Below are 25,926 nucleotides of genomic sequence, written 5' to 3' on the forward strand. Positions count from 1 at the left end.
AAAATTATAAATCGCATTGAAATAGCTAGATTTAATTTATAATGAGTACTATATTTTTGGTCTATTTACAAGAAAACTGTTGAAAAAATGGCACGCAGATTTACGCATATAAAAACTTAAAAAGAATCTGCAAAAATTCGCATAATTTACAGACTACAGAAATTTATAGTTGTATTAAAATAACTACATTTAGTTTTTAATTAGTACTAATTTTTAAATTCTTAAAAATGACCGAAAACGACATATCATTCAAAATAAGAGGAGCCATTTTCAAAGTGTACAATACACTCGGTCCAGGTTTATTTGAATCTGTTTATGAAAGCGCTTTGTATTATGAATTAACTAAAATAAATTTAAAAGTTGAAAGACAATTAGAAATCACTATTCCTTACGATGAAATCATATTAGATGTTGCTTTTAAAATTGATTTATTAGTAGAAGACAAAGTAATTATTGAATTGAAATCTGTCGAAGGTTTAGCACCTATTCATTACAAACAAATTACAAACTATTTAAAACTTACTAATAAAAAATTAGGCCTACTTGTCAATTTTAATACAGACTCTATTATAGATGACATTAAACGAATTGCAAATAAATTATAATTAAGGATTAAAAATTAGCACGCAGATTTCACATATTTATACAGCTAAAATTAAAAAAACGGTTAAAAAAATCTGCGAAAATTTGCAGAATCTGCATGCCAAAAACCGCATATCCTTTTTGCGAAAAAAAATAAAACAATGAACACATTTAGATCGGTTTTTGACAACTATGATTGGGAAACAATCAAAACAAAAATATACCATACCACTTCGATAGAAGTCGAATCTGCGTTAGGCAAAAACAAACGCAGTCTCGATGATTTTTTGACGTTGATTTCACCAGCTGCCAAACCTTACTTAGAGCAAATGGCACAACTCACACAGGAATCAACCAAAAAAAGATTTGGCAAAACGATTCAAATGTATGCCCCTTTGTATTTAAGCAACGAGTGTCAGAACATTTGTACGTATTGTGGGTTTAGTTTAAACAACAAAATCAAACGAAAAACACTGACCGAGAATGAAATTACGCAAGAAATTGAAGTCTTAAAAAAAGCAGGATTTGATCATGTTTTATTAGTTACAGGCGAAGCCAATCAGACCGTAAACATTCATTATTTTCTAAAGGCAATTGCGCAAATAAAAAATGATTTCTCCACCATTTCAGCCGAAGTACAACCCTTGTCAACAGAAGAATACGAACAATTACACGAAGCCGGTGTCTATTCTATTTTAGTCTATCAGGAAACCTACCACCGAGATGTTTACAAACAGTACCATACCAAAGGAAAGAAATCCAATTTTGATTTTCGTTTAGAAACACCCGATCGCATAGGAACTGCGGGCATTCATAAAATAGGCTTGGGTGTCTTATTGGGATTAGAAGATTGGCGCACTGACAGTTTTTTTAATGCCTTGCATTTAGATTATTTACAAAAAACGTATTGGCAAACGAAATATGCAGTTTCATTTCCCAGATTACGACCGGCAGAAGGTGTAATTAAACCCAACTTTATCATGGATGATGCTGATTTGACCCAGCTCATTTGTGCCTACCGTTTGTGGAATGAAGACTTAGAAATCTCCCTGTCTACCCGGGAGAACGAAAAATTCCGGGACAATATTATTCCCATTGGAATCACTAGTATGAGTGCCGGTTCTAAAACTAATCCTGGCGGATATGCTGTTGATCCGCAATCTTTGGAACAATTTGAAATCAGTGACGAACGTTCTGCGGCAGAGATTGCAAAAATTATTTCCAGCAAAGGATACGAGCCCGTTTGGAAAGATTGGGACAGAAATTTTAGTCAAAAGTCGAAAGTCTAAAAGTTTAGAAATCAACAAAAAAATTAGACAAGAGACAAGAGTCTAAAAATTTAGAAAGCAACATGGGGCCACACCTTAATATTTATTACTAATAGCAACTAACTTTAAAAAAGTTCTCGACTGCGCTCGAACTGACTTGTTTTTAACTTTTGACTTTAAAACTTTATGACTTTTGACTTTATGACTTTTGACTTTATGACTTTCCAACTTTATGACTTCTCAACTTTAAGACTAAAAAAATGAGTATTATTCAAGATTTTTTACGCTATAACCGCCAGATGATGATGCCGGAAATAGGCGATTCCGGACAGGAAAAACTCAAAAAAGCGAAAGTTTTAGTGATCGGCGCAGGCGGATTGGGTTGTCCAATCTTACAATATATTGCAACGGCCGGAGTAGGAACTATTGGTATAGTTGATTTTGACAAAATCGAATTGCACAACTTACACCGTCAAATTTTATATACGGAGAGGCACGTTGGTCAATTAAAAGCAATCACGGCAAAATCGGTTATAGAAACTCTGAATCCATTGATTAATGTTGTTGCTTTTGAAGAAAAATTAACCTTTAAAAATGCAGTACAAATCATCCAGGATTTTGATGTAATTGTTGACGGTTGTGATAATTTCAAAACCCGTTATCTGGTAAATGATACTTGCGTAACATTAGGAAAATCATTAATTTACGGCAGCATCTTAAAATTCGAGGGGCAAATGTCCGTTTTTAACCATAATGGAAATAAAAATCTTCGGGACTTATTCCCAGAACCTCCAAATCCTAAAGATGTTCCTAATTGTGATTTGAACGGAGTACTGGGTACGCTCCCTGGGATTATTGGCACTATGATGGCGCATGAAACGTTGAAACTTGTTATGGATTTACCGACATTGGAAAATGAATTGGTTCTTTTTAATACGCTGGATTGGAGTTTTAAGAAGCTGGAATTTTAAGAGTTATTTACTTTTTAAAATTTCCATAAAATCTGTTCTGTCGATTTCCCTGCAACCTAAACTTTCAAGATGCGGATTATAAACCTGACAATCCAAAAGTTTGTAATCTTCTTTTTTTAATTGGTTGACCAAAGCTATAAAAGCCGTTTTCGACGCATTAGATACTTTCGAGAACATACTTTCACCACAAAAAACACCTCCCAAATCAATTCCATATAAACCACCAACTAATACTTTATCTTGCCAAACCTCAACTGATTTTGCAATACCTGATTCATGCAGCTTACAATAGGCTTCAATCATGTCATTGGTAATCCAAGTCCCGTTTTGACCGTCACGTTCTATATTTTGACAATTTGAAATTACATCTCTGAAATTTTGATTGAAAGTAACACTGAAAATATTCCGGTTCAGGATATTTCGCATGCTTTTAGATACAATCAATTCATCGAGAAACAGCACCATTCTGGGATTTGGAGACCACCACATAATGGGTTCTCCCGCTTCAAACCAAGGAAAAATGCCACTTTGATACGCAAGTCGCAAGCGTTCCGGGGACAAATCACCTCCAATGGCCAAAATTCCGTCATGATTTGCTTGGTCAACAGGAGGAAAAAATAAGGTTGGGGATAAATAATACATTTTTCAATTTCAAAAATCAATAGCAATTTCAAAAAATAAAAAAGTCAGAAATTCAAGTAAAACTCAAACTTCTGACTTCTAAATTCTAACTTTTTCATCCCTTAGAAAGGCAAATCGTCTGCTTCTTCTTCGTTTAGGTTTGTTGCTGGTGCAAATGCTTCAGCAGCCGGCATCGGAGGCATTTGAGCAGCAGTGGCTTCTGTGGCTACTCTTTCTACTCTCCATCCTTGAATTGCATTAAAATATTTAGTCACTCCTTGTGGGTCAACCCATTCGCGTCCTCTTAAATTGATCGAAACTTTAACCGCTTCACCCACTTTAAAACTGTTCAATAAATCGCATTTATCTTGTACAAATTCTACTAAAATATGTTGTGGATATTGCTCCTCAGTGGTTACGACCAATTCTCTTTTTAAGAAACTTCCGCTTCCCACATTTTTTGCATCCCCAAGCATTTTAATTTTTCCTGTAACTTCCATCTTCGTTGTTTTTAATGTTATTTATATTATTTTTTTGCCAAAAGTACTTTCCAAGCCGATAAGACATCATTCTCATTCAGGTATTTTTTTGCCTCCAAGTGTACTTTTTGCTGGTCATCAGCACTTAAAACTCCTTTTACAGCAAAATTCTGTTTTACAAATATACTAACTTCTTCCATTGTGGGCAAGGCTTCTATATTCCCTAACATCCCTAAATCATTTCCGCTAAAAACCGAACTTTCTTTAACAAAATTTGGAATGGCATCCACTCCAATTCCTAAAGTAGACAATGGTTTTGGCACTTCAAAAAGCCCTTGGTTTGATCTGGAATACCAATTGCCGCCTAACCTGGAAACCAAGTCAATTTTATATTGATCAATCGCACCATTTTCGTCTAAAACAAACTCGTCAATATGAATGCGGACAACTTCACACAGCACCAAATTCCCTGCACCTCCTTCTGTTCCTAACGGAATAATCTGAGTGACTTTGCATTCAAATTGAACCGGTGATTCTTTTACTCGAAAGGGTTTCACCACCTCCGAAGTAATCGGCGTCAAGCCTGATTTTAAAAACTCATCCACACCATCAGCATACTCTGTACTGGCCAGCGAAATCTGTTGTACCATGTCATAATTCACCACATTAATAACTACTTCCCGAGTTGCTTCAGCATTGATCAACGTGTGTTTTATCGAATTATCACGAACGCGCCTTGCTGGTGAAAAAATAAGGATTGGAGGATTGGCGCTGAACACATTAAAAAAACTAAAAGGCGATACATTAGCATTACCTTCCGCATCCATAGTACTGGCAAAAGCAATAGGTCTAGGTCCAACTGAACTTTGCAAATAGCCTTGTAATTTTGCTGTTTCGATACTTTTAGGATCAATCGTAATCATATTTTTTACTTTATAGCAGTGTGGTACAAAAGTAAACAAATCGGATCAGTTTATGAAAGAGTATATCCAATTAGAATAAAATTACATCTGAATTTACTCTGAAAAAAAATCTTTCTTTAAAACTAAAATACCACAGCGTTTATTTCGTTATATTTATAATTCAAATTTTCATTTATGCAGTTTTCTGAAAGAAGAAATACAACCCGTTGGATTATAATTTCTGCCTCTTTTTTAATCATTTCACTGATTCTTTGGAACACATACACTTTTTTTCAAATCTTCAAAAACGAAGAACGATTAAAAATGAATCTTTGGGCACAAGCCCAAAAAACACTCATTAATGCCAATGAAAATACAGATGTTGATCTTCCGTTGCAAATTTTCAGTGACAACACTTCAATTCCTATTATACTGACAGAGAATGACAGCATCATAAACACCGTAAATATTGACGATGCTATTGTAAAAAATAATTCAAAGGCAGCCGCATTCTTGCATAACCTGAAAAACGAAAACGTGCCCATAGTCATTGAGTATGTTCCTGGGAAATTTCAAAAATTATATTACGGCAACTCGGCTTTACTGAATAAATTGAAATATTATCCCGTTGCTTTAGTGCTGATCATAGTGCTTTTTGGCGGTTTAGTTTATAATTTTTATAGAAGCACCAAAATGGCAACACAAAACAAACTTTGGGCAGGAATGGCGAAGGAAACGGCGCATCAGATAGGAACGCCGCTCTCGTCACTGATAGGCTGGGTTGAACTCCTAAAATCTGAAAACATGGATGAAAGTACTACTTTTGAAATTGAAAAAGATATTGAGCGTTTGCAAACCATTACCGATCGTTTCTCAAAAATAGGATCGGAACCCAAATTAGAAAACAAAGATATTGTAGCCGAAACACAGCAATCTTACGACTATTTGCAATCCCGATTCTCCAAACAAATTGAGTTTTCGTTCCAAGCGCCAAAAACTCCTATTATGGTATCTCTTAATCCTACGCTGCACAGTTGGACCATCGAGAATTTAGTAAAAAACGCTATCGATGCAATGAAAGGAAAAGGAAAATTAGCTTTAGAAATTGTACAAGAAGGCGATTGTGTAAAAATAAATGTTTCTGATACCGGTGGAGGAATTCAGAAACAACAATTCAAAAGTATTTTTGAACCAGGTTTTACAACTAAAAAAAGAGGTTGGGGATTGGGACTTTCACTAACCAAAAGAATCGTGGAAGAATACCACAAAGGAACCATAAAAGTCTTGAATTCCGAAATTGGAAAAGGAACAACGATGCAAGTGAGTTTTAAAAAAAACAACCTAGCGTAATGGAACTCCAAACCATGTAACTTTAGAAAACATTGTTTTTCTGACTATTTTGGACTTACTTAAATAATTTTTCACAAACAATGCGTGCTCTTCGGCTTGCGCCAAAGAGGCTTCAATTGATTTTTTAATCGATGCTACATTAGATGTGTTTTGATTACCAGTGGAGCCCAAACTGTACATATCGTTTTGACATTTTACGAGTTTCATTCTTGGAATTTCAATCATTCGGCTAATTTCAGTATCTGAAAAAGAAGGCTTAAACTTATTATTTCTGTAGTGTATGAAATCATTCAACAATACAACCGCTTCATTCAATTCGATGACAACCACATTTAATTTTTCAATATTCATGTTGTGCCGCAAAAAAGTCCTTTGTTCCTTTTTGCCTTCGTAACGCTCCAGAATCATAGCATTTTTTACTCCATTTCTTGCTATTCTTTCTGCTGAGGCAAACAACTGATCGGCTTCAGACAAAGCATTGTATTTGTTGATTTCTTTCTCAAAATCAAAATGGTTCTTGGTTATACTACTTTGGATCTTTCCTTCATAAAACTCACCATTAGTAATAGGAAAATTCGAAAATTGCCACAAATAATCAAATGGAATGTGCGAAGCGATTATTTTAGCCGGATCAGACTTAAAATAAATATTGTTCAGCTTTTTTGAAAATCGCCCATTATTGACATACCCTGAACCCCATGTGGGATCAAATACATACCACTTTTTGTCAATTTTAGCTGCTGTCCAAGCATGAGCCAAGTCACTTACTTTTCCGTTTTGTTTGGTATATCCTTCAATGATATAAGATTGGACTCCTATCTTTTGCACAAGCGCATTAAAAACCGTTGCATAATGAATGCAAACCCCTTTTTTAGTTTTTAATGTCTTCGTTATTTTCTCAGCTTCTGTTTCATTGGGATTCACAGCATACCTATTCGCAACATCATAGCTGATGTTAGATGCGGTCCAATAGAAAGCAGCTCTTATTTTATCGGTTTCTGTATTAAAATTAGCATTGATATAGGAACCAATAGCATCTATAGAAGTTGTTGAATTAGCAGGAACAGCATCCATTTTAGCATCAACTAACAAATATCCTGAATAAACCTGTCCAGCACTCAGAAGAGAGAAAAAGAGGGAAAGAAACAAAAATATATTTTTCATAATCTCGAATGTAAGTTCCCTAAATCAGAGAAGGGAACCGGTATTCACCTGTCCCCTTTTAAACTAAAATCATACCAATTTACTCGATTTCTGCAATTATTATAAATTGGTTTTTATGCTTGTTGCTAAGGCTTCAAATTCCTCATTGGACAAGGATACTTTATTTTGAAAACGCATTTCGTCCATTTCATTCAACGGAATTAAATGTACGTGCGCATGGGGAACTTCGAGTCCTACAACCGCCATTCCGATCCGTTTACACGGAACTGTTTTTTCAAGGGCAACTGCTATTTTTTTAGAAAATTGCATCAGCCCTATATATAAATCATCTTCGATTTCAAAAATCTTATCAATTTCTTGTTTTGGGATACAAAGGGTATGTCCTTTTGCATTTGGATTTACATCTAAAAAAGCCAGAAAATTTTCATCCTCTGCAATTTTATAGCATGGAATTTCTCCATTTATGATTTTTGTAAATATACTTGACATTGTGAAATTGGTTAATTGTTGAATCGATTAATCGGTTAACCGAATAAACCTTTAATTAGTCGCGAGATATTTCTAATATTTCGAATTTCAACACACCGTTTGGAACCGTGATCTCAGCAAATTCTCCAACTGATTTCCCTAATAAACCTTTCCCAATAGGTGAGGTTACCGAGATTTTACCCGTTTTTAAATCAGCTTCACTTTCGGCAACTAACGTATAGGTCATTTCCATTCCGTTGGTTTGATTTTTAATTTTTACATTCGATAAAACCAATACTTTAGAAAGATCTAAATGAGATTCATCAATCAATCTGGCGTTAGAATGTACTTCTTCCATTTTAGCAATACGCATTTCCAGCATCCCTTGTGCTTCTTTTGCGGCATCGTATTCTGCATTCTCAGAAAGATCGCCCTTATCTCGTGCTTCGGCTATATCAGCAGAGGCTTTTGGGCGCATTACGCTTTTTAAATAATCCAATTCTTCTCTTAATTTCTTTAACCCTTCTGCGGTGTAATACGATACTGTACTCATAACTTATTCCTTTATATAAATAGAAAAAATCCCATCAGGACGGGATTTCTTTCCACAAAGATACTACTATATTTTTTTTTGCCTATAAATATATGTTAATCATATATAATTCAAAGTTAAATAAATTAAATTTGTTTCACTAATACTTTGACTATATTTTAAAATGAAAAAATACGCACTGGTTTTTCTTGTCATTCCTTTCCTTTTTTCGTGTAGTGATTCTGGTTTTAACAACACCAATCCATTTGTGCCTAATTATACTTTCGTCGTAGACCTAAACCTGAATTTGCCGGAATACTCTAATCTAAAATTCGTTAGTAATGCTGTTTATGTAACCGGAATAGGCGCTCGAGGCGTTATCGTTTTTAATACCGGTAGTGGATACAATGCTTTTGATGCGGCTTGCCCCAATCAAGCGATAAGTTCCTGCTCTACCATGACTATAAAAGGAATCAATGCCCTTTGCGGGTGTGACAGCGAAGAATACAGTTTATTTACCGGACAAGGAACTTTACAATATCCCATGAAGCAATATCGGGTTCAAGTCAATGGAACGTCACTTCGAGTTTATAATTAATTACAACTTATAACACACCGATAACAAGAATACTCGCGGCAAAACAAATGTGGTGCGCTCGCTAACCAAATAGTCCGGAAAAGAATAATCGTTTTTGACTTTGTTATCGAATAGATTATTTACGGTCAATTGAAAGCCAAAAGCACTATTTTTCTTTTGATAACAAAGACGATGTATTGGAACATTAATTTATACCAACAAATCCAACACTAAGGATGGAAACAACCCTAATGCGATATTCAACACAATTGCTACAATGGCAACCGCATAAATAACAACCGGCGTTCCTTTTCGTTCCTCGTTTGGTTCTTTAGTGTACATCGCCAAAATCAATTTGAAGTAGTACCCAACGCTTATAATCGAATTGATCACTGCTACGATCACTAAAGTCAAATAACCCGCTTGAATCGTTTGATTGAACAAAACCAACTTAGCAAAGAAACCCGCAAAAATAGGAATACCTGCCATAGAAAGTAAAGCTGCCGTAAGAATGGCCGCTAATAAAGGGTTGGTTTTTCCTAATCCGTGGAAATTTACAACATCTTCGTTGTCTCTATTTTTACAAACGTATAAAATCACACAAAAAGCAGCGATTCCAGATAAAGAATACGCTGAGGCATAATACAACAAACTTCCAGCTGATGTAGACAAACTCAACAAAGTCATCAACATAAAACCGGCATGAGAAACGCCAGAAAAAGCCAACATACGTTTCACGTTTGTTTGTCTCAATGCCATAATATTACCAACGGTCATCGAAGCCATCGAAATCACAACGACTACCATTTTGAATGACTCAGAAACATCCGCATTCATTACTGATAGTAATTTGTACAAACTAGCCATAGCAACTACTTTTGCCAAAGTACTCATTAATGCAGTGGTCAACGCTGGAGAACCTTCGTAAACATCAGGTGCCCAGAAATGAAATGGAACTGCCGCCACTTTAAACAACATCCCTATGGTAACCAACACAATTCCTATTGGAAACCAAACTGGCAATTCCGCTGATTGCGACAATTCACTGATTTCAGTAACGTCAAAACTTCCCATGGCACCATAAATTAAACAGATCCCAAAAAGAATGATTCCAGAGGCAAAAGATCCCATTAAAAAATATTTCATTCCCGCTTCGTTACTTTTCAAACTCAAACGGTCACTTGCAGCAAGAATGTAAAGTGCAATGGACAACACTTCGATTCCTAAAAAGAACATCGCTAAGTTTCCAAAAGAAACCATTGCCACTGCCCCTGCTAATAAAAATATTTTTATGGCAATATAATCCGAGATTTTAGATTGGTGATTTTCGTAAAAATTATGTCCTAAAGCTACCAAGAAAATGGTTAGCACAATAAACAAAGATGAAAAAGTAGTTGAAAATTTACTCACAACAATCATGTTGCTATAGTAACTTTCCGTTGAATTATATTCAGATATAGTTAAACCCAGCACTCCCAATAATCCAATAATCATTATTGGAACAATGGCTCTTCTTAAATTAAAGATTTCAAATAAAAGGCATAAAACACCTAATCCTATTATAGCTATTAATGTATTCATTTTTTTATTTGACTTAGTTAATTCGGTTTATTTGAGTTAAAATTTCTTCCAGACTTGGGGTAATCAAATCAGTAATTGGCTTTGGATACATCCCAAAAAAGAATAAAACACCAATTATTAGTACCAAAGTTAATCCTTCATTGAACGTTACATCCGGAAAAGGTTTTGAATTAGTTTCGCCCAACATGGCATGTTGAAACATTTTCAACATATAATACGCTCCTAATATTATGGTTGTTCCTCCTAAAATAGCAAACCAAATGTTGATTTGTGAAAGACTGTATAAAACGGTGAATTCTCCAATGAAATTAAAAGTAGTTGGCAAAGCAACAGAGGCTAAAACCAAGATTAAAAACATTGATGTAAATTTTGGTGTCTGTGAACGAATGCCGCCCATTTCAGCAATTGCTCTAGTTTCATATCTTCTATAAATAATTTCAGCTACATAAAACAATCCAACAACTACAAATCCGTGTGCAATCATTTGTAAAACAGCACCACGCAATCCGTCTAATGTCAACGTGTACGTTCCGGCTGCTATTAATCCAACGTGAGCCAAAGAAGAATACGCTAATAATTTCTTCAAATCTTTTTGTTTCAATGCAACGATAGACCCGTAAATCACCCCTGCAAGTCCAAGTCCGATGAAAATATACATGTATTCCTTAGCTGCCAGAGGTGTCAAAGGCAATTGCCAACGAATAACGCTATACAATCCCATTTTTAGCATGATCCCTGACAAAAGCATCGTACCAACGGTTGGTGCTTTCTGATACACATTTGCCTGCCAAGTATGAAAAGGAATTAATGGAATCTTAATGGCATACGCCAAGAAGAAAGCTAAGAATATCCACAATTGTTCAGTTGCTGTTAGGTTCAATTTGTATAAATCTTCTAATAAAAGACTTCCCGCTTTTTGATACATATAAACAAAAGCCACTAACATAAATAAAGAACCTGCTAAGGTGTAGATAAAGAATTTAACTACTGCTTTTTTGCGTTCTTCTACGTCTCCGTTACCCCAAATTAAAGCGATGAAGTAAATTGGAATCAATGATAATTCCCAAAAAACATAATACAACAAACCGTCTGATGCTAAGAATGTTCCTGCCATTGCAAATGACATGAACAAGATTAACGCATAAAAAGATTTTGAATTTTCGTATTGATTTCCAAAAGAAGAAAATATAATTATTGGAGTCAAAACCGTAGTCAATAAAAGCATCGCCATTGACAATCCATCTGCTTTTAGAGCGAAAGAAATATTAGGTTGCGTAATCCACTGGTTGATGAAACTGATGTTTTCACCTAAATTATAGTGATTTAATAATACAATTGAAGCGCCTGCAGCAGCTAACCCAAAGAACAAAGCTACTTTTGAAGCTAGCTTATCGCCTGCAAGATACGTTGCAAACGTACCGACCAAAAGTATAATTAATATTAGAGATACATTCATTTGTAATTATTTATTGTTTTTTAAACATCCTTCGAACCAGATTTTTAAAAGAAAATTTATTATGAAATTATAATTTTAGTATTATGAAAACTTGTGTATAAATTCGGTTATTCTGCTAAAAACAAATACGAAACAATAGCACAAAGTCCTAAAACAAAGGCAAAGAGATAAAGACCGATACTTCCGTTTTGGACTTTCTTTCCTTGAAAACTTATTTCGTTTGCTACTTTTCCAATACCAAAAACAAAAGCTGTTACACCCGTTTCTATTGTGTCTCTGAAAAAACGAGACAAAAAGTTAATTGGTTTAACAAAAATAGCATCATAAAATTCGTCCACATAATATTTATTGTAAAGAACTTTAGAAAATCCTGTAATGGCCGCATCCTCTGTAGGAACCTCGTTTTGTTTGATGTATTTAGCGTAAGCAATACCAATTCCAACCAATCCACCCACAACAGCAATAACCATTAAGATGTATTCAGTAGTTCCTAAATGGTGTTCTGCCGTGGCTAATTTAGGTACAATAGGAGTCAAATATTCATTCAACCAACTATTTCCAGGCAAACTGATCATACCACCTATAGTAGCCAATATTGCCAAAACAATCAAAGGAATGGTAATCAAAGCTGGACTTTCGTGCAAATGGTGCTTTTGTTCTGCTGTTCCTCTGAATTCTTGGAAGAACGTTAAAAACATTAAACGGAACATATAAAAAGCAGTCATTATAGAGGCAACCGAAGCCACAATCCATAACGGAATGTTATTATGGAAAGCCACTAATAATATTTCGTCTTTAGAGAAAAAACCGGAGAATAATGGAACTCCTGAAATCGCTAATGAAGCAATAAGCATTGTTGCAAAAGTAATTGGCATTGCTTTTTTCAATCCACCCATCTTGCGCATGTCTTGTTCACCGTGCAAAGCATGAATTACAGAACCGGAACCCAAGAACAAACAAGCTTTAAAGAAAGCGTGCGTGATTACATGGAAAACAGCCACTTCATAGGCGCCCAATCCCAAAGCCAAAAACATTAATCCCAGTTGAGAAACAGTAGAATACGCCAAGACTTTCTTAATATCATTTTGCAGCAGTCCAATGGTTGCAGCAACCAGAGCAGTAACGGCTCCAACAATAGCAATAATCGATTGTACATCCGGAGTCAAATCAAATAAGAAATTCAATCTGGTAATCATAAAAATCCCTGCTGTTACCATCGTCGCCGCGTGTATCAGTGCCGAAACCGGTGTTGGTCCCGCCATCGCGTCCGGTAACCACGTATACAATGGAATTTGTGCTGATTTACCACAAGCACCAATGAATAACGCGAAAGCAGCAACAGAAAGCCAATACATATCAAGATCCGTTGCACCGGCAATAGCAGTTTTTAAAGTAGCGTAATCTAAAGTCGAGAATAAATTACCCAGAATGAAAATTCCAACTAACAACCCTAAATCCCCAATACGGTTCATAATAAATGCCTTTTTAGCTGCATCATTGAACTCTTGGTTTTTATGCCAAAAACCAATTAACAAATACGAACAAAGACCTACGCCTTCCCAACCGATGAACATCACTAATAAGTTACTTCCTATTACTAATGTGATCATGAAAAATATAAACAGATTCAAATACGCAAAAAAGGTATGCATATTTTCATCCTCATGCATGTAACTGATCGAATACAAATGAATCAAAGATCCAATTCCGGTCACAAAAAGCAACCATAAAATAGACAGTTGGTCCAATTGAAATCCAAAATCGACTTTGAAAGTACTGATTTGGATCCAGTCAAAAAGAGCAATTCGAATGCCTTCTGGTTGCGCTGCAATTCCACCGAAGAAATAAGCAGTCGCAATAAAAGAAACCACAACTGACAGGGTCCCTATTATTCCTGATAGCGATTTTCCAAGGCTTTTACCAAAGAAAACATTGATTAAAAATCCTAAAAAAGGAGCAAGAACTAAAACTAAAGCTATATTGGTATTCATTTCCATTTATCCTTTTAGGTTTTTTAAATTATCGATGGTAATTGAACCTAAATTTCTAAAAATAGAAACCAGAATTGCCAATCCTACCGCAACTTCTGCCGCAGCAACAGCCATCGAGAAGAACACAAAAACTTGTCCTTGCGCATCTTGATGATACGTCGAAAATGCTACAAACAATAAGTTTACTGCATTCAGCATAATTTCAATTGACATAAATACGATTATGGCATTTCGTCTGTACAACACCCCAAAAACGCCAATACAAAAAAGTATCACGCTTAGGAATATATAATTTTCAATACCAATGTGGTTTAAAATATTGTTCATTTTATTTTTGCAATTTTTCTTTTTTAGACAATAAAACAGTACCAATCATAGCGACCAAAAGCAATATAGAGGCAAATTCAAAAGGCACCATATATTCGTTGAGCAACACTTTACCCAGTACTTTTATAGATTGATAATCTTCGCCAGTGGTTACATATTCGCCAACAATAGGTTTTGAGTTGATAAAAATAGCAATCAAAATCAAACATATCAAACAAAAAGAAACAATTGCTCCTAATCTTGTTATTCTTGGTTTGTGGACTTCTTTTTCTTCGTTCAAATTCATCAACATGATCGTGAACAAAAACAAAATCATAATCGCTCCAGAATACACGATGACATGTACTATGGCTAAAAATTGAGAATTCAATAATAGATAATGACCTGCAATCGAAAAGAAACACACCACTAGATAAATAGCACTGTGAATCGGATTTTTGCTGAAAATTGTCAAAAAGGCGGTTGCTAATGTGATAGCAGCCAATACACAAAAAATTATAAGTATTGTAGACATTTAGTTCGCGTTTTTAAGTTGAGCATTTTTCATTGCGATATCCAATGGCATGACCAATCTGTCTTTTCCAAAAATGAAATCTTCTCGTTCATAACTTGAAGGAACCAATACTTTAGAAGTCGTCAGGTAAATGGCGTCTTTAGGACAAGCCTCTTCACACAATCCACAAAATATACAACGCAACATATTGATTTCATATATCGAAGCATATTTTTCTTCTCGATACAAATGTTTTTCATCCCCTCTGCGTTCTTCAGCCTTCATCGTGATGGCCTCTGCAGGACAAGACAAAGCACACAAACCACATGCAGTACAGTTTTCACGACCTTCCTCATCTCGCTTCAACATGTGCTGCCCCCGATACACAGGACTCATTTCACGAACTTGCTCCGGATACTGAATCGTTACTTTTCTGGTGAACAAATGCTGAATCGTAATTATCAAGCCTTTGACAATCGCAACCAGGTACATTCTTTCCCAAAAAGTCATCTCTTTGTTAGAGACCACTTTTTTCCTTCCCGATAAGGATATGCTTTCTATACTCATTTTTTAGTCATTTCGAGGAACGAAGTAATCGCACACTCAATTTTAATCCTTTCTACTTATTTTATTTGAAGCTTAATCCTGCTATTCGCTGTATCTTTTATTTTTTAAAGAAAAAAATAAAAGGATGCCGCTACTATCAGGGCTAGTGATTTTGAGATCTATGTATTAAATTTAATGCTAATTAATTTTATTTTAAGAGTAGACATTAAAATCCTAAATAAGCCGCAATATCGCTTCTCAAAATTACAATACCCGTAATCACTATATTGATGATAGACAGTGGAATCAATATTCTCCAACCCAAATGCATCAATTGATCGTATCTAAATCTTGGAATAGTCCATCGTACCCACATATAAAAGAAAATGAATCCACATATTTTTATAAAAAGAACTCCAATACCTATAACATTAGCAATATTGATTCCCCAATTTTCAACCACCCAACTCATCCCGGGATAATTATAGCCGCCAAAGAATAAAACTGCCAAAATAGTAGATGAAATAAACATATTTGCATATTCAGAGAACAAATAGAAACCCATTTTCATCGACGAATATTCCGTATGATACCCTCCAATTAATTCGGTTTCACATTCTGGCAAATCAAATGGCGTTCTGTTGGTCTCCGCAAAAGCACACACCAAGAAAATCAAAAAAGATAAAGGTTGGTAAAAAACATTCCAACTCATTCCAGACTGCTGTGCTGAAATTTCTCTCAAACTCAACGTCCCGGTCATCATCAATAGAGCGATAATTGAAAGCCCCATTGCCACTTCATAAGAAACCATTTGAGAGGCAGCACGAACCGCACCAATCAATGAAAATTTATTGTTTGAGGCCCAACCTCCAATCATAATTCCATAAACACCTACAGAAACAACTCCAAAAAAGTATAATAATGCTATGTCAATATCAGCTGCTTGCAGCAAAATATCCCTGCCAAACAAATGAAAACGATCGCCCCAAGGAATAACAGCACTAGTCATTAAGGCCGTACTCATTGCTATGGCTGGACCTGCAAAAAACAACACTCGGTTTGGTGTATTAGGTTCAAATTCTTCTTTCGAAAACAATTTCAAACCATCAGCGAGTGGTTGAAACAATCCCATAGGTCCCGCTCGGTTTGGGCCAACTCGATCTTGAAGCCATGCGGCAACTTTACGTTCTGCCCAAGTAGAATACATCGCCATCAACATTGTTATAGCAAAAACTACTACAATAATGACGCTTTTATCAATGATAAGTGTACTATCCATTATTACCTAAGCTTTTTTGATTCGTAATATCTTCTTCAGTCAATGGAAACTCTACCATGCTTATTTTCTTGCGGTCTTTCTCTCTTCCTAAAAGAATATTCTCTTCGGTAGCGATTTCCACTTTTTGTAATTTTCTATTGTATTTATTTTGATTGATCACAGAATCTTTTTCAAAGGCTCTCGGTCCTTCAATAATCCAATCCGCAACATCTTTGTGATCAAAACGACACCCATTACAAATAAATTCATCTACTTCATGGTACTCATCTTTTCTTCCTGTAACGCGTTGAATTTCGTCACCAAACATCCAAACGGTAGTTTTTCCAGAACAAGTTGGGCAATCTCTGTGTGCATTATAAGGTTTGCTGAACCAAACTCTCGATTTAAATCTAAATGTTTTATCTGTTAAAGCGCCTACCGGACAAACATCAATCATATTTCCAGAGAATTCATTGTCAACTGCTTTTGAGATACAAGTTGATATATTAGAATGATCCCCTCTGTCCATTACTCCGTGCACACGATCGTCTGTCAATTGATCAGCCACCATCACACAGCGGTAACAAAGAATACAACGGTTCATGTGTAATTGAATATTTGGTCCTATATTTTCGGGCTCAAATGTTCTTTTTTCCTCGATAAAACGCGTTTCTGACTTTCCGTGCTCAAAGCTTAAATTTTGCAAATCACATTCTCCTGCCTGATCACAAACCGGACAATCTAATGGGTGATTGATCAATAAAAACTCTGTTACTGATTTTCTGGCTTCGGTTACTCTTGGCGAAGATTTACTGTTCACTTCCATTCCGTCCATACAGCCCGTTACACAAGATGCCATTAATTTTGGCATTGGTCTTGGATCAGCTTCACTTCCTTTTGCCACTTCCACTAAACAACAACGGCATTTTCCGCCGCTTCCTTTTAGTTTAGAATAATAGCACATCGCTGGCGGAACTACCTCTCCACCTATCATACGTGCTGCCTGCAGGATTGTTGTTCCTGGTTCTACTTCTATGCTTTGACCGTCTATGGTTACTTTCATGTTTAAAGTCTTAACGTCTTAAAGTCAAATGTCTTAATGCCGAATACATTTCGACTTTATTTCTTTTGACTATCATTTAAATATTTTATAAATCCACTTAATAATTTTGATATATCCGAAACATTTAAATATAATTCATCGAATTCTATCTTTGAAATATAGTTTAAATCTAATGCTAAATATAATTGCGACCTTACTTCGGCAGCTGATGCTTTTGATACATATAAAAAATAAACAAACTCTTTATCTGTATTCCTTTCAAAACCTTCAGCAATATTTGAAGAAATTGAAATTGATGCTCTTCTAATTTGTCTAACTAAATCAAAATCTTTTTTAAAAATTGTATTCTCTGTTATTTCATAAATCCTTTTATTAAATAATCTAGATTTTTGCCAAGAATTAATTTCTTCAAACGATTTAAATTTTCCCATTCTTTCTTTACGTTATGACTTTCGACTTTAAGACATTGAGACTATTAAAAGGTTCAGCAACAAAATGGTCTCTATGTTTTATTTTTTCAGGGAAACGAATGTGGTATTCAAACTCGTCTCTAAAGTGACGAATTGCTGCTGCCACTGGCCAAGCTGCCGCATCACCCAATGGACAAATTGTATTACCTTCAATTTTGCTTTGAATGCTCAACAACAAATCGATATCTTCTTCACGACCGTGACCATTTTCTATTCTATGCAATACTTTTTCCATCCAGCCAGTTCCTTCACGACAAGGGGAACATTGTCCGCAGCTTTCATGGTGGTAAAAACGAGAGAAATTCCAAGTATTACGAACGATGCAAGACGTATCATTATAAACGATAAATCCACCTGATCCTAACATAGAACCGGTTGCAAATCCACCGTCACTTAACGATTCGTAGGACATTAAACGATCTTCACCGGCGGTAGTTTTATAAATCAAATGCGCTGGTAAAACCGGAACAGAACTTCCACCGGGTACAAATGCTTTCAAAGGTCTGTCAGAACTCATTCCGCCTAAATATTCATCAGAATTCATGAATTCATAAACACTTAAACCCAATTCAATTTCATAAACACCCGGATTTTTAATATGTCCAGAAGCCGAAATTAATTTGGTTCCTGTAGAGCGACCAATACCAATTTTAGCATATTCTGCACCGGAATTATTAACAATCCACGGCACCGCGGCAATTGTTTCTACATTATTAACTACTGTTGGATTAGCCCAAAGTCCTGAAATAGCAGGGAATGGTGGTTTGATTCGAGGATTTCCTCTTTTTCCTTCCAACGATTCTATCAATGCAGTTTCTTCCCCACAGATGTAAGCTCCGGCACCGCAATGAACATATAGTTCTAAATCATAGCCTGAACCTAATATATTTTTACCCAAAAATCCAGCGGCTTTTGCTTCGTTAATGGCTCTTTCTAATATTTTATAAACCCACATATATTCTCCACGAATGTAGATGTAGGATAGGTTTGCACCCAAAGCATAACTGGAAGTGATCATTCCTTCAATCAACAAATGAGGAATAAATTCCATCAAATAACGATCCTTAAAAGTTCCTGGTTCTGATTCATCCGCATTACAAACTAGATGCCTTGGTTTTCCTGATTTTTTATCAATGAAACTCCACTTCATTCCTGCGGGAAAACCTGCCCCACCGCGACCTCGCAATCCGGAAGTTTTCACTTCTTCGACAACCTCGTCTGGCGTTAATGTTTTGATGGCTTTTTCTACTGAAGCATATCCACCATTCTGACGGTACACTTCGTAAGTTTTAATCCCCGGAATATTTATTCTATCTAATAATATTTTTTGTGACATATTATGTATCGTGTAAAACTATTGTATCATTTTTGCAATCTTCAATTAACTGGTCGATTTTTGCCACCGTCAAATGTTCTTTATAAAAGTCTCCTAATTGCATCATTGGAGCGTAACCACAAGCTCCTAAACATTCCACGCCTCTTACTTCAAAAAGACCATCTTGAGTAGTTTCACCTACTTTTACACCTAATTTTTCACAAGTGTAATCCATTAAATCCTCGACTCCGTTCAAACAACAAGGAGAGGTTTGGCAAAATTCGAACATGTATTTTCCAATAGGCCTTTGGTTGTACATCGTATAAAACGATACAACTTCGTACACTTCAATTGGTTTAATCAAAAGGATTTCAGCTACTTTATCCATTAATTCAATACTCAACCAATTCTCATGAGCGTCTTGAACTTCATGCAAAACAGGCAACAATGCCGATTTTCTTTTATCTTCAGGATAATGACTGATCAACTCATTGATGCGATTCATCAAGACTTCAGTCATGTTTATTTCTTGTTTGTGATACGTTTTTTCCATTTATATATTTTTTGCCACGAAGGCGCCAAGTCACAAAATTTTATTTAAAAATCTAAAATCGTTAATCAATAATCTGAAATCATTAAGCGTCTAACTCTCCTGCAATAACATTTAAACTTGACAAAATAACAATTGCATCGGAAAGCAAAGCTCCTTTAATCATCTCAGGATACGCTTGGTAATAGATAAAACAAGGTCTGCGAAAATGCAATCTGTACGGCGTCCGACTTCCGTCAGTAACCAAATAAAACCCAAGTTCTCCATTACCTCCTTCTACCGGATGATACACCTCAGCAACTGGAACCGGAACTTCACCCATTACAATTTTGAAATGGTAAATCAAGGATTCCATATTGTTGTACACATCCTCCTTAGGCGGAAGATAATAATCAGGAACATCTGCATGGAACTCGTTGCCTTCTGGCATTTTTTCCAATGCCTGACGAATAATACTCAAACTTTCCCAAACTTCAGCGTTACGAACACAGAAACGATCATATGTATCGCCTGATTTTCCCACCGGAACAATAAAATCAAAATCTTCGTAAGAAGAATAGGGTTGCGCAACACGAATATCATAATCAACACCTGTAGCCCGTAAGTTAGGACCGGTAAATCCGTATGCCATAGCTTGCTCAGCCGATATAGCGCCAACATTTACAGTTCTGTCAATAAAAATTCTATTTCTTTCGAATAAGTTTTCAAATTCTTTCCAAGCGGCTGGAAAATCAGCTAAAAAAACATCTAATTTTCTAAAGGCTTCTGGTGACCAATCTCTTTCGAAACCACCAATTCTTCCCATATTGGTAGTCAAACGAGCACCGCAAATTTCTTCGTATATTTCGTATACTTTTTCTCTAAATTGGAAAACATACAAAAAACCGGTATAGGCGCCGGTATCTACACCAAGGATTGAATTACAAATAATGTGATCCGTAATCCTCGCCAACTCCATTACGATAACTCTTAAATATTGTGCTCTTTTAGGAACTTCAATATCTAATAATTTTTCTAATGTCATCCACCAACCCATGTTATTGATAGGCGACGAACAATAATTCATTCTGTCCGTGAGGGGAGTGATTTGGTAAAAAGGTCTGTTTTCAGCGATTTTTTCAAAAGCTCTGTGGATGTAACCAATGGTTGGTTCCGCCTCCAGAATTCGCTCTCCATCCATCAATAGGATATTTTGAAAAATACCGTGAGTCGCAGGATGCGTAGGACCTAAATTCAATATAGAAAGCTCGCTTCCATCTTCATTTAACTGGGCTGCAATTCTTTTAGCATAGCGATGCTCTGGGGATAATAATAGTTCTGACATTTATTTAATGTGAAAAATTATAATTGTTTTTTTTTAATAATTGTCGGTTGTTCTGCCAAAGAAACGGTCATCTTTATCCGTTCTTCCGCTGTCTTCCATTGGAAATTCCTTTCGCATTGGAAAAGAAATCATTTCGTCCATATTTAGGATACGTTTCAATTGCGGATGACCAATAAAATTTATCCCATAAAAATCATATGTTTCTCTTTCCATCCAGTTTGAACTTAGGAAAATACTTGATATCGATTTTATTTCAGGGGTTTCACCGTTGATAAACACTTTGATTTTAATTCTTTTGTTTTCGTACCAATTGTGTAAATGATATACTACCGCAAATTGATGTTCTAAATCATTCTCTGGGTAATGAATTCCACACAGATCAGTTAAAAAATGAAAACGGAATATCGGATCATTTTTTAAAAAAAGAATCACCGCAGTAATTTTGTCCGCATTAACTTCAAATGAAAATATATCTCTCTCTTGATTGAATTCAAAAACAGCTGAATCAAATGTCTCAACTAATTTCTCTTGGATTTGTATCGTTTCTAGCGCCATTATTTTATTTGATATTATACGAAGCTAATAATTCTTGGTATTCCGGGGAACTTCTTCTTCTTACGGATTCAGTCCGAACCAATTCTTGCAATTTCATAACCCCGTCAACAATTTGCTCTGGTCTTGGCGGACAGCCTGGAACATAGACATCGACCGGTATTACTTTATCAATTCCCTGCAAAACAGAATAAGTATCGAAAATTCCTCCGGAGGAAGCGCAAGCACCAACGGCTATTACCCAACGAGGCTCTGCCATTTGCTCATATACCTGACGTAAAATAGGGGCCATTTTTTTTGAAATTGTTCCCATTACCATTAACATATCGGCCTGGCGCGGGGAGAAACTAACCCGTTCAGAACCAAATCGTGCCAAATCATAATGCGAAGCCATTGTTGCCATAAACTCTATACCACAACAAGAGGTTGCAAAAGGTAATGGCCACAATGAATTAGCACGAGCCATACCCACAACATCATTCAGTTTTGTAGCGAAGAAACCTTCTCCTACAACTCCTTCGGGTGGTGCTACCATATTTATTTTAGAATCACTCATCTTTTATTATTTTGAATTACAAATTTTGAATTGTAAATTATAATGAAACCATTTAAAATTTAAAATTCAATATTTAAAATAAATTTTTATTCCCACTCTAACGCTTTCTTTTTGATGATATAGAAAAAACCTATCAAAAGCAAAGACATAAAAATCACCATTTTAACCATTCCTTCCATTCCTAATTCTTTAAAATTTACGGCCCATGGATACAGAAAAATTACCTCCACATCAAACAAAACAAACAATATGGCAACTAAAAAATATTTAACAGAAAATGGAATTCTGGCATTTCCTACCGATTCAATACCACATTCAAAGTTTTTATCTTTCGCTTCTGAAGATCTTTTAGGCCCTAATTTTCCGGAGATTAATATGGTGCCTACAACAAATCCCACAGCTAAAATTAGTTGCATTAAAATTGGGATATAACTTAATTGATCGGATTGCATGGTTGTGTGGTTTTTTAAACAAATATAAATGACAAAGATACCCTTCAAATTATTAAATAGCAATGAAAACTTAAAAATACATGGCCACTATATCGATGTAAATTTACAGTTTTTATTAATTATAAATAACAAAAGATCTTTATCTTGTGATGTGTTTAACATCCACAGGTTTTAACAAAGTCAATTATCGGTAGTCGTTTTGAATACTACGCTTTGGTGCAAAAAAAAACGTCCCGATAAATATCGGAACGTTTTAAACATTCGTAGGCAAAAAAAATTAATTTTTATGCTTAGATCACTGCTACTTTCGCAGCAACTTTTCCTTTTCTTCCTTCTTCTTCTTCATAGCTAACTCTGTCACCTTCGCGCAATTCTTCCGCGTTGATTCCTGATGCATGAACAAAAATGTCTTTTCCTGTTTCTTCGTCTGTAATGAATCCGTAACCTTTAGATTCATTGAAAAATTTAACTGTACCTGTACGCATTGTAATAGTAATAATAATTTATAATGGAGCAAATGTAATATTTAATATAATACGAAATACTATCTTGTGTTTTTATTTTGCAAAAATATTGATATTCAACGTTTTCTAACAAATTGTACCGACAAACTGCAATTAAGCTAGTTTTATATGCAACTCTTTTAATTGTGATTCGTCAATTTTAGACGGAGCATCAATCATAACATCCCTGCCCGAATTGTTTTTTGGAAAGGCAATAAAGTCTCTAATGGTTTCCTGTCCGCCAAGAATGGCTACTAAACGGTCCAATCCAAAAGCCAATCCGCCGTGTGGCGGTGCGCCAAACTGAAACGCATCCATCAGGAATCCAAATTGCGCTTTTGCATCTTCCGCTGTGAAGCCCAAATATTTGAACATTAATTCCTGTGTCGCTTTATCATGGATACGTATTGAACCTCCGCCAATTTCATTTCCATTCAAAACCATATCATACGCATTGGCACGAACTTTCCCTGGATCAGTTTCCAGTAAGTGCATATCTTCCGGCTTAGGAGACGTAAAAGGGTGATGCATAGCATGGTAACGACCACTTTCCTCGTCAAACTCTAATAAAGGGAAATCAACTACCCACAACGGAGCAAATTCAGCTGGATTTCGCAACCCTAAACGAGTGGCGAGTTCCATACGCAACGCACTTAACTGTGTTCGTGTTTTATCAGTAGGGCCAGAAAGCACAAAAATCATATCGCCGGGGTTTGCTCCGGTGATTTTTGCCCACTGCGCTAAATCGTCTTGATCGTAAAATTTGTCAACGGATGATTTATAGGTTCCATCTTCATTGCATTTTACATACACCATGCCGGATGCACCCACCTGAGGACGCTTCACCCAGTCAATTAATCCATCAATTTCCTTGCGGGTTAAGCTCCCAACTCCGGGAACTGCAATTCCAACTACAAATTCCGCCGCATTAAAAACCGGGAATTCTTTGTGTTGTGCTACTTCATTTAATTCCCCAAACTCCATTCCGAAACGAATGTCCGGCTTGTCATTTCCGTAGGTCTTCAAAGCATATTCATAGGTAATTCTTGGAAATTTTTCTACTTCAATACCTTTTATTTCTTTTAATAAATGTCTGGTCAGTCCTTCGAAAACATTCAAAATATCTTCTTGTTCCACAAAAGCCATTTCACAATCAATTTGTGTAAACTCCGGCTGTCTGTCTGCTCGCAAATCTTCATCTCGGAAACATTTTACGATTTGGAAATATTTATCCATTCCGCCCACCATCAACAATTGTTTGAACGTTTGCGGGGATTGTGGCAATGCGTAAAATTGCCCTTCATTCATTCTGGAAGGCACCACAAAATCTCTGGCTCCCTCTGGAGTAGACTTGATCAAATAAGGAGTTTCTACTTCACAGAAATCCAAATCTGAAAGATATTTACGCACTTCCATCGCTACTTTATGACGAAACATCAAACTCTTTTTCACTGGATTTCTTCGGATATCAAGGTAACGGTATTTCATACGAATGTCTTCGCCACCATCCGTTTCGTCTTCAATAGTAAAAGGAGGCGTAAGCGAAGCATTCAAAATAGTAAGTTCCGTTACTAAAATTTCTATCGCTCCCGTTGGGATATTATTATTTTTGGCTTCACGCTCAATAACAGTCCCTTTTACCTGAATCACAAATTCACGACCAAGGGTTTTAGCTTTTTCAAAAACCGTTTTATCCGAACGCCCTTCGTCAAAAATTAATTGCGTAATTCCATAACGGTCGCGCAAATCAACCCAGTTCATAAATCCCTTATCACGTGATTTTTGCACCCAACCGGCAAGTGTAACTTCGGTGTTAATGTGTGAGGCGTTCAACTCGCCACAGTTATGACTTCTATACATGTTCTAAATTTTTGATTATTTTGTCCTTTGGACATGGCTGCAAATTTAAGACTAATTATGAATAATGAATTGAGAAATACGAAATTTTAGTAATGAGTAACGCAAGGCACTTCGTGAAAATGTTAAATTTTATTCTAATGTTACTAAATTGTTAAGTAAAAGTTTTTTTATTGTAAAATAATTTATATATTTGTTAAGCTAATATGAATTTTAAAACCCAAAACCATGAAAAAATATATAATATTAACCGCACTGCTTTTTTCAGGAATAGTATTCGCTCAAGAAAATAATCCAAAATTAGAAGCTCTAGGTGATTTAGTAAAAACAACTTACTACTTTGAAAATGGAAAAGTACAACAAGAAGGCTTCTTTAAAAATGGAAAATTGGAAGGAATCTGGACTGCGTACGACACAAATGGTAACAAACTATCTGTTGCTATTTATGAAAATGGAGAAAAAACTGGAAAATGGCTTTTTTGGAATGGCAATAATTTAAACGAAGTAGACTATTCTAACAGCAGAATTGCTTCCGTAAAAACTTGGAAACAAGATGCATTAGTTATAAGAAACTAATAGCATTCTTTAAAAATACTAAAAAAAGCTTCCAATCATTTTGGAAGCTTTTTTATATCTGCTATTTGTCCCGTCCTGAAATAGCGATACACAAAAAGTATCCTAATGGAAAAACATGAAGAAACACGCTATGTGAAGCGGA

General features: G+C 35.7%; 29 protein-coding genes. 6 read left to right on the forward strand and 23 right to left on the reverse strand.

Translation table 11 applies throughout. The features are described 5' to 3' along the window. Nucleotides 1-227: 227 nt before the first annotated feature. The 3 genes from EKM02_RS07850 to EKM02_RS07860 all read left to right on the forward strand — a co-directional run bounded on the left by EKM02_RS07850 (nucleotide 228) and on the right by EKM02_RS07860 (nucleotide 2,821). Nucleotides 228-605 (forward strand): GxxExxY protein, encoded by a 378-nt coding sequence (locus EKM02_RS07850; protein WP_126453934.1) that lies wholly within the window; start codon nucleotides 228-230, stop codon nucleotides 603-605. 138 nt (nucleotides 606-743) lie between these two features. Then, a complete protein-coding gene (thiH, locus tag EKM02_RS07855) occupies nucleotides 744-1,871 on the forward strand; it encodes a 2-iminoacetate synthase ThiH (RefSeq protein ID WP_126453936.1) in 1,128 nt (375 codons plus the stop codon). 239 nt (nucleotides 1,872-2,110) lie between these two features. Continuing rightward, complete coding sequence (locus EKM02_RS07860) at nucleotides 2,111-2,821, forward strand: HesA/MoeB/ThiF family protein (protein WP_126453938.1); 711 nt, start codon at nucleotides 2,111-2,113, stop codon at nucleotides 2,819-2,821. Nucleotides 2,822-2,824: 3 nt separating this feature from the next. Here EKM02_RS07860 and aat read toward each other — a convergent pair whose 3' ends face one another. The 3 genes from aat to EKM02_RS07875 all read right to left on the reverse strand — a co-directional run bounded on the left by aat (nucleotide 2,825) and on the right by EKM02_RS07875 (nucleotide 4,844). Then, nucleotides 2,825-3,463: a leucyl/phenylalanyl-tRNA--protein transferase gene (gene aat / locus EKM02_RS07865; RefSeq protein WP_126453940.1), complete on the reverse strand. Its 639-nt coding sequence runs from the start codon at nucleotides 3,461-3,463 to the stop codon at nucleotides 2,825-2,827. Between the two features lie 101 nt (nucleotides 3,464-3,564). Beyond that, on the reverse strand, nucleotides 3,565-3,942 hold the full coding sequence (locus EKM02_RS07870) for a DUF3127 domain-containing protein (protein ID WP_091203008.1): 378 nt from the start codon (nucleotides 3,940-3,942) through the stop codon (nucleotides 3,565-3,567). Nucleotides 3,943-3,968: 26 nt separating this feature from the next. Continuing rightward, entirely contained in the window at nucleotides 3,969-4,844 is an 876-nt protein-coding gene (locus EKM02_RS07875; protein WP_126453942.1) for a flavin reductase family protein, read from the reverse strand. 174 nt (nucleotides 4,845-5,018) lie between these two features. Between EKM02_RS07875 and EKM02_RS07880 the strand changes: the two genes are divergently transcribed. Continuing rightward, complete coding sequence (locus tag EKM02_RS07880; RefSeq protein ID WP_126453944.1) at nucleotides 5,019-6,173, forward strand: sensor histidine kinase; 1,155 nt, start codon at nucleotides 5,019-5,021, stop codon at nucleotides 6,171-6,173. Here EKM02_RS07880 and EKM02_RS07885 read toward each other — a convergent pair. The 3 genes from EKM02_RS07885 to greA form a co-directional block, all read right to left on the reverse strand. Continuing rightward, nucleotides 6,165-7,337, reverse strand: coding sequence for a transglutaminase domain-containing protein (locus EKM02_RS07885; RefSeq protein WP_126453947.1), 1,173 nt, complete (start codon nucleotides 7,335-7,337; stop codon nucleotides 6,165-6,167). The two genes, EKM02_RS07880 and EKM02_RS07885, sit on opposite strands and share 9 nt — an antisense overlap. A 99-nt stretch (nucleotides 7,338-7,436) precedes the next feature. Further along, entirely contained in the window at nucleotides 7,437-7,826 is a 390-nt protein-coding gene (locus EKM02_RS07890; protein WP_126453949.1) for an HIT family protein, read from the reverse strand. Nucleotides 7,827-7,881: 55 nt separating this feature from the next. Then, on the reverse strand, nucleotides 7,882-8,358 hold the full coding sequence (gene greA, locus EKM02_RS07895) for a transcription elongation factor GreA (RefSeq protein ID WP_073204618.1): 477 nt from the start codon (nucleotides 8,356-8,358) through the stop codon (nucleotides 7,882-7,884). 163 nt (nucleotides 8,359-8,521) lie between these two features. On the opposite strand from greA, the gene EKM02_RS07900 reads away from it, so the two are divergent. Next, nucleotides 8,522-8,935, forward strand: coding sequence for a hypothetical protein (locus EKM02_RS07900; RefSeq protein WP_126453950.1), 414 nt, complete (start codon nucleotides 8,522-8,524; stop codon nucleotides 8,933-8,935). Nucleotides 8,936-9,124: 189 nt separating this feature from the next. On the opposite strand, the gene EKM02_RS07905 is transcribed toward EKM02_RS07900, so the two are convergent. The 17 genes from EKM02_RS07905 to aspS form a co-directional block, all read right to left on the reverse strand. After that, nucleotides 9,125-10,495, reverse strand: coding sequence for an NADH-quinone oxidoreductase subunit N (locus EKM02_RS07905; RefSeq protein ID WP_126453952.1), 1,371 nt, complete (start codon nucleotides 10,493-10,495; stop codon nucleotides 9,125-9,127). A gap of 13 nt (nucleotides 10,496-10,508) precedes the next feature. Next, complete coding sequence (locus EKM02_RS07910) at nucleotides 10,509-11,951, reverse strand: NuoM family protein (RefSeq protein ID WP_126453954.1); 1,443 nt, start codon at nucleotides 11,949-11,951, stop codon at nucleotides 10,509-10,511. 107 nt (nucleotides 11,952-12,058) lie between these two features. Then, nucleotides 12,059-13,942, reverse strand: coding sequence for an NADH-quinone oxidoreductase subunit L (nuoL, locus tag EKM02_RS07915; protein ID WP_126453956.1), 1,884 nt, complete (start codon nucleotides 13,940-13,942; stop codon nucleotides 12,059-12,061). Nucleotides 13,943-13,948: 6 nt separating this feature from the next. Beyond that, entirely contained in the window at nucleotides 13,949-14,269 is a 321-nt protein-coding gene (nuoK, locus tag EKM02_RS07920) for an NADH-quinone oxidoreductase subunit NuoK (protein ID WP_066079401.1), read from the reverse strand. Between the two features lies 1 nt (nucleotide 14,270). Then, nucleotides 14,271-14,783 carry an NADH-quinone oxidoreductase subunit J gene (locus EKM02_RS07925; protein ID WP_126453958.1) on the reverse strand — a complete coding sequence of 171 codons (513 nt, stop codon included), beginning with the start codon at nucleotides 14,781-14,783 and terminating at the stop codon, nucleotides 14,271-14,273. Continuing rightward, nucleotides 14,784-15,329, reverse strand: coding sequence for a NuoI/complex I 23 kDa subunit family protein (locus tag EKM02_RS07930; protein ID WP_126453960.1), 546 nt, complete (start codon nucleotides 15,327-15,329; stop codon nucleotides 14,784-14,786). Between the two features lie 205 nt (nucleotides 15,330-15,534). After that, nucleotides 15,535-16,587 (reverse strand): NADH-quinone oxidoreductase subunit NuoH, encoded by a 1,053-nt coding sequence (gene nuoH, locus EKM02_RS07935; protein ID WP_126453962.1) that lies wholly within the window; start codon nucleotides 16,585-16,587, stop codon nucleotides 15,535-15,537. Continuing rightward, a complete protein-coding gene (locus EKM02_RS07940; protein ID WP_126453964.1) occupies nucleotides 16,580-17,629 on the reverse strand; it encodes a 2Fe-2S iron-sulfur cluster-binding protein in 1,050 nt (349 codons plus the stop codon). The genes nuoH and EKM02_RS07940 overlap by 8 nt, the downstream gene beginning before the upstream one ends. A 56-nt stretch (nucleotides 17,630-17,685) precedes the next feature. Then, a complete protein-coding gene (locus EKM02_RS07945) occupies nucleotides 17,686-18,060 on the reverse strand; it encodes a four helix bundle protein (protein WP_126453966.1) in 375 nt (124 codons plus the stop codon). A gap of 7 nt (nucleotides 18,061-18,067) precedes the next feature. Further along, the gene (gene nuoF / locus EKM02_RS07950) at nucleotides 18,068-19,435 is read right to left on the reverse strand and encodes an NADH-quinone oxidoreductase subunit NuoF (protein WP_126453968.1); all 1,368 of its coding nucleotides are present in this window, start codon (nucleotides 19,433-19,435) and stop codon (nucleotides 18,068-18,070) included. Between the two features lies 1 nt (nucleotide 19,436). Further along, nucleotides 19,437-19,967, reverse strand: coding sequence for a complex I 24 kDa subunit family protein (locus EKM02_RS07955; RefSeq protein ID WP_126453970.1), 531 nt, complete (start codon nucleotides 19,965-19,967; stop codon nucleotides 19,437-19,439). 82 nt (nucleotides 19,968-20,049) lie between these two features. Then, nucleotides 20,050-21,288 (reverse strand): NADH-quinone oxidoreductase subunit D, encoded by a 1,239-nt coding sequence (locus EKM02_RS07960; protein WP_126453972.1) that lies wholly within the window; start codon nucleotides 21,286-21,288, stop codon nucleotides 20,050-20,052. Between the two features lie 33 nt (nucleotides 21,289-21,321). Beyond that, nucleotides 21,322-21,843 (reverse strand): NADH-quinone oxidoreductase subunit C, encoded by a 522-nt coding sequence (locus tag EKM02_RS07965; protein WP_126453974.1) that lies wholly within the window; start codon nucleotides 21,841-21,843, stop codon nucleotides 21,322-21,324. A 4-nt stretch (nucleotides 21,844-21,847) separates the two neighbouring features. After that, complete coding sequence (locus EKM02_RS07970; RefSeq protein ID WP_113664545.1) at nucleotides 21,848-22,396, reverse strand: NADH-quinone oxidoreductase subunit B; 549 nt, start codon at nucleotides 22,394-22,396, stop codon at nucleotides 21,848-21,850. Nucleotides 22,397-22,482: 86 nt separating this feature from the next. Then, a complete protein-coding gene (locus EKM02_RS07975) occupies nucleotides 22,483-22,848 on the reverse strand; it encodes an NADH-quinone oxidoreductase subunit A (RefSeq protein WP_126453976.1) in 366 nt (121 codons plus the stop codon). A 290-nt stretch (nucleotides 22,849-23,138) separates the two neighbouring features. Beyond that, complete coding sequence (locus EKM02_RS07980) at nucleotides 23,139-23,333, reverse strand: cold-shock protein (protein ID WP_007137066.1); 195 nt, start codon at nucleotides 23,331-23,333, stop codon at nucleotides 23,139-23,141. A gap of 132 nt (nucleotides 23,334-23,465) precedes the next feature. Further along, nucleotides 23,466-25,211, reverse strand: a complete 1,746-nt coding sequence (gene aspS / locus EKM02_RS07985) for an aspartate--tRNA ligase (RefSeq protein ID WP_126453978.1) — start codon at nucleotides 25,209-25,211, stop codon at nucleotides 23,466-23,468. Between the two features lie 225 nt (nucleotides 25,212-25,436). Here aspS and EKM02_RS07990 point away from each other — a divergent pair, with 225 nt between their 5' ends. Then, on the forward strand, nucleotides 25,437-25,784 hold the full coding sequence (locus EKM02_RS07990) for a toxin-antitoxin system YwqK family antitoxin (RefSeq protein WP_126453980.1): 348 nt from the start codon (nucleotides 25,437-25,439) through the stop codon (nucleotides 25,782-25,784). The last annotated feature ends 142 nt before the right edge of the window (nucleotides 25,785-25,926 follow it).

It is taken from the genome of Flavobacterium sp. RSP49, from assembly GCF_003968735.1.
Classification (GTDB): Bacteria; Bacteroidota; Bacteroidia; order Flavobacteriales; family Flavobacteriaceae; genus Flavobacterium.

Coding starts and splice junctions, on each gene's coding strand:
- EKM02_RS07900 (WP_126453950.1), top strand. CDS start 8,522: ATGAAAAAATACGCACTGGTTTTTCTTGTCATTCCTTTCCTTTTTTCG.
- EKM02_RS07890 (WP_126453949.1), bottom strand. CDS start 7,826: ATGTCAAGTATATTTACAAAAATCATAAATGGAGAAATTCCATGCTAT.
- EKM02_RS07880 (WP_126453944.1), top strand. CDS start 5,019: ATGCAGTTTTCTGAAAGAAGAAATACAACCCGTTGGATTATAATTTCT.
- EKM02_RS07875 (WP_126453942.1), bottom strand. CDS start 4,844: ATGATTACGATTGATCCTAAAAGTATCGAAACAGCAAAATTACAAGGC.
- EKM02_RS07930 (WP_126453960.1), bottom strand. CDS start 15,329: ATGAGTATAGAAAGCATATCCTTATCGGGAAGGAAAAAAGTGGTCTCT.
- nuoK (WP_066079401.1), bottom strand. CDS start 14,269: ATGAACAATATTTTAAACCACATTGGTATTGAAAATTATATATTCCTA.
- EKM02_RS07990 (WP_126453980.1), top strand. CDS start 25,437: ATGAAAAAATATATAATATTAACCGCACTGCTTTTTTCAGGAATAGTA.
- EKM02_RS07940 (WP_126453964.1), bottom strand. CDS start 17,629: ATGAAAGTAACCATAGACGGTCAAAGCATAGAAGTAGAACCAGGAACA.
- EKM02_RS07965 (WP_126453974.1), bottom strand. CDS start 21,843: ATGGCGCTAGAAACGATACAAATCCAAGAGAAATTAGTTGAGACATTT.
- nuoL (WP_126453956.1), bottom strand. CDS start 13,942: ATGAATACCAATATAGCTTTAGTTTTAGTTCTTGCTCCTTTTTTAGGA.
- EKM02_RS07850 (WP_126453934.1), top strand. CDS start 228: ATGACCGAAAACGACATATCATTCAAAATAAGAGGAGCCATTTTCAAA.
- EKM02_RS07860 (WP_126453938.1), top strand. CDS start 2,111: ATGAGTATTATTCAAGATTTTTTACGCTATAACCGCCAGATGATGATG.
- EKM02_RS07960 (WP_126453972.1), bottom strand. CDS start 21,288: ATGTCAGAACTATTATTATCCCCAGAGCATCGCTATGCTAAAAGAATT.
- EKM02_RS07975 (WP_126453976.1), bottom strand. CDS start 22,848: ATGCAATCCGATCAATTAAGTTATATCCCAATTTTAATGCAACTAATT.
- greA (WP_073204618.1), bottom strand. CDS start 8,358: ATGAGTACAGTATCGTATTACACCGCAGAAGGGTTAAAGAAATTAAGA.
- EKM02_RS07885 (WP_126453947.1), bottom strand. CDS start 7,337: ATGAAAAATATATTTTTGTTTCTTTCCCTCTTTTTCTCTCTTCTGAGT.
- nuoH (WP_126453962.1), bottom strand. CDS start 16,587: ATGGATAGTACACTTATCATTGATAAAAGCGTCATTATTGTAGTAGTT.
- thiH (WP_126453936.1), top strand. CDS start 744: ATGAACACATTTAGATCGGTTTTTGACAACTATGATTGGGAAACAATC.
- EKM02_RS07910 (WP_126453954.1), bottom strand. CDS start 11,951: ATGAATGTATCTCTAATATTAATTATACTTTTGGTCGGTACGTTTGCA.
- aat (WP_126453940.1), bottom strand. CDS start 3,463: ATGTATTATTTATCCCCAACCTTATTTTTTCCTCCTGTTGACCAAGCA.
- EKM02_RS07980 (WP_007137066.1), bottom strand. CDS start 23,333: ATGCGTACAGGTACAGTTAAATTTTTCAATGAATCTAAAGGTTACGGA.
- EKM02_RS07925 (WP_126453958.1), bottom strand. CDS start 14,783: ATGTCTACAATACTTATAATTTTTTGTGTATTGGCTGCTATCACATTA.
- nuoF (WP_126453968.1), bottom strand. CDS start 19,435: ATGTCACAAAAAATATTATTAGATAGAATAAATATTCCGGGGATTAAA.
- EKM02_RS07870 (WP_091203008.1), bottom strand. CDS start 3,942: ATGGAAGTTACAGGAAAAATTAAAATGCTTGGGGATGCAAAAAATGTG.
- EKM02_RS07970 (WP_113664545.1), bottom strand. CDS start 22,396: ATGAGTGATTCTAAAATAAATATGGTAGCACCACCCGAAGGAGTTGTA.
- EKM02_RS07905 (WP_126453952.1), bottom strand. CDS start 10,495: ATGAATACATTAATAGCTATAATAGGATTAGGTGTTTTATGCCTTTTA.
- EKM02_RS07945 (WP_126453966.1), bottom strand. CDS start 18,060: ATGGGAAAATTTAAATCGTTTGAAGAAATTAATTCTTGGCAAAAATCT.
- aspS (WP_126453978.1), bottom strand. CDS start 25,211: ATGTATAGAAGTCATAACTGTGGCGAGTTGAACGCCTCACACATTAAC.
- EKM02_RS07955 (WP_126453970.1), bottom strand. CDS start 19,967: ATGGAAAAAACGTATCACAAACAAGAAATAAACATGACTGAAGTCTTG.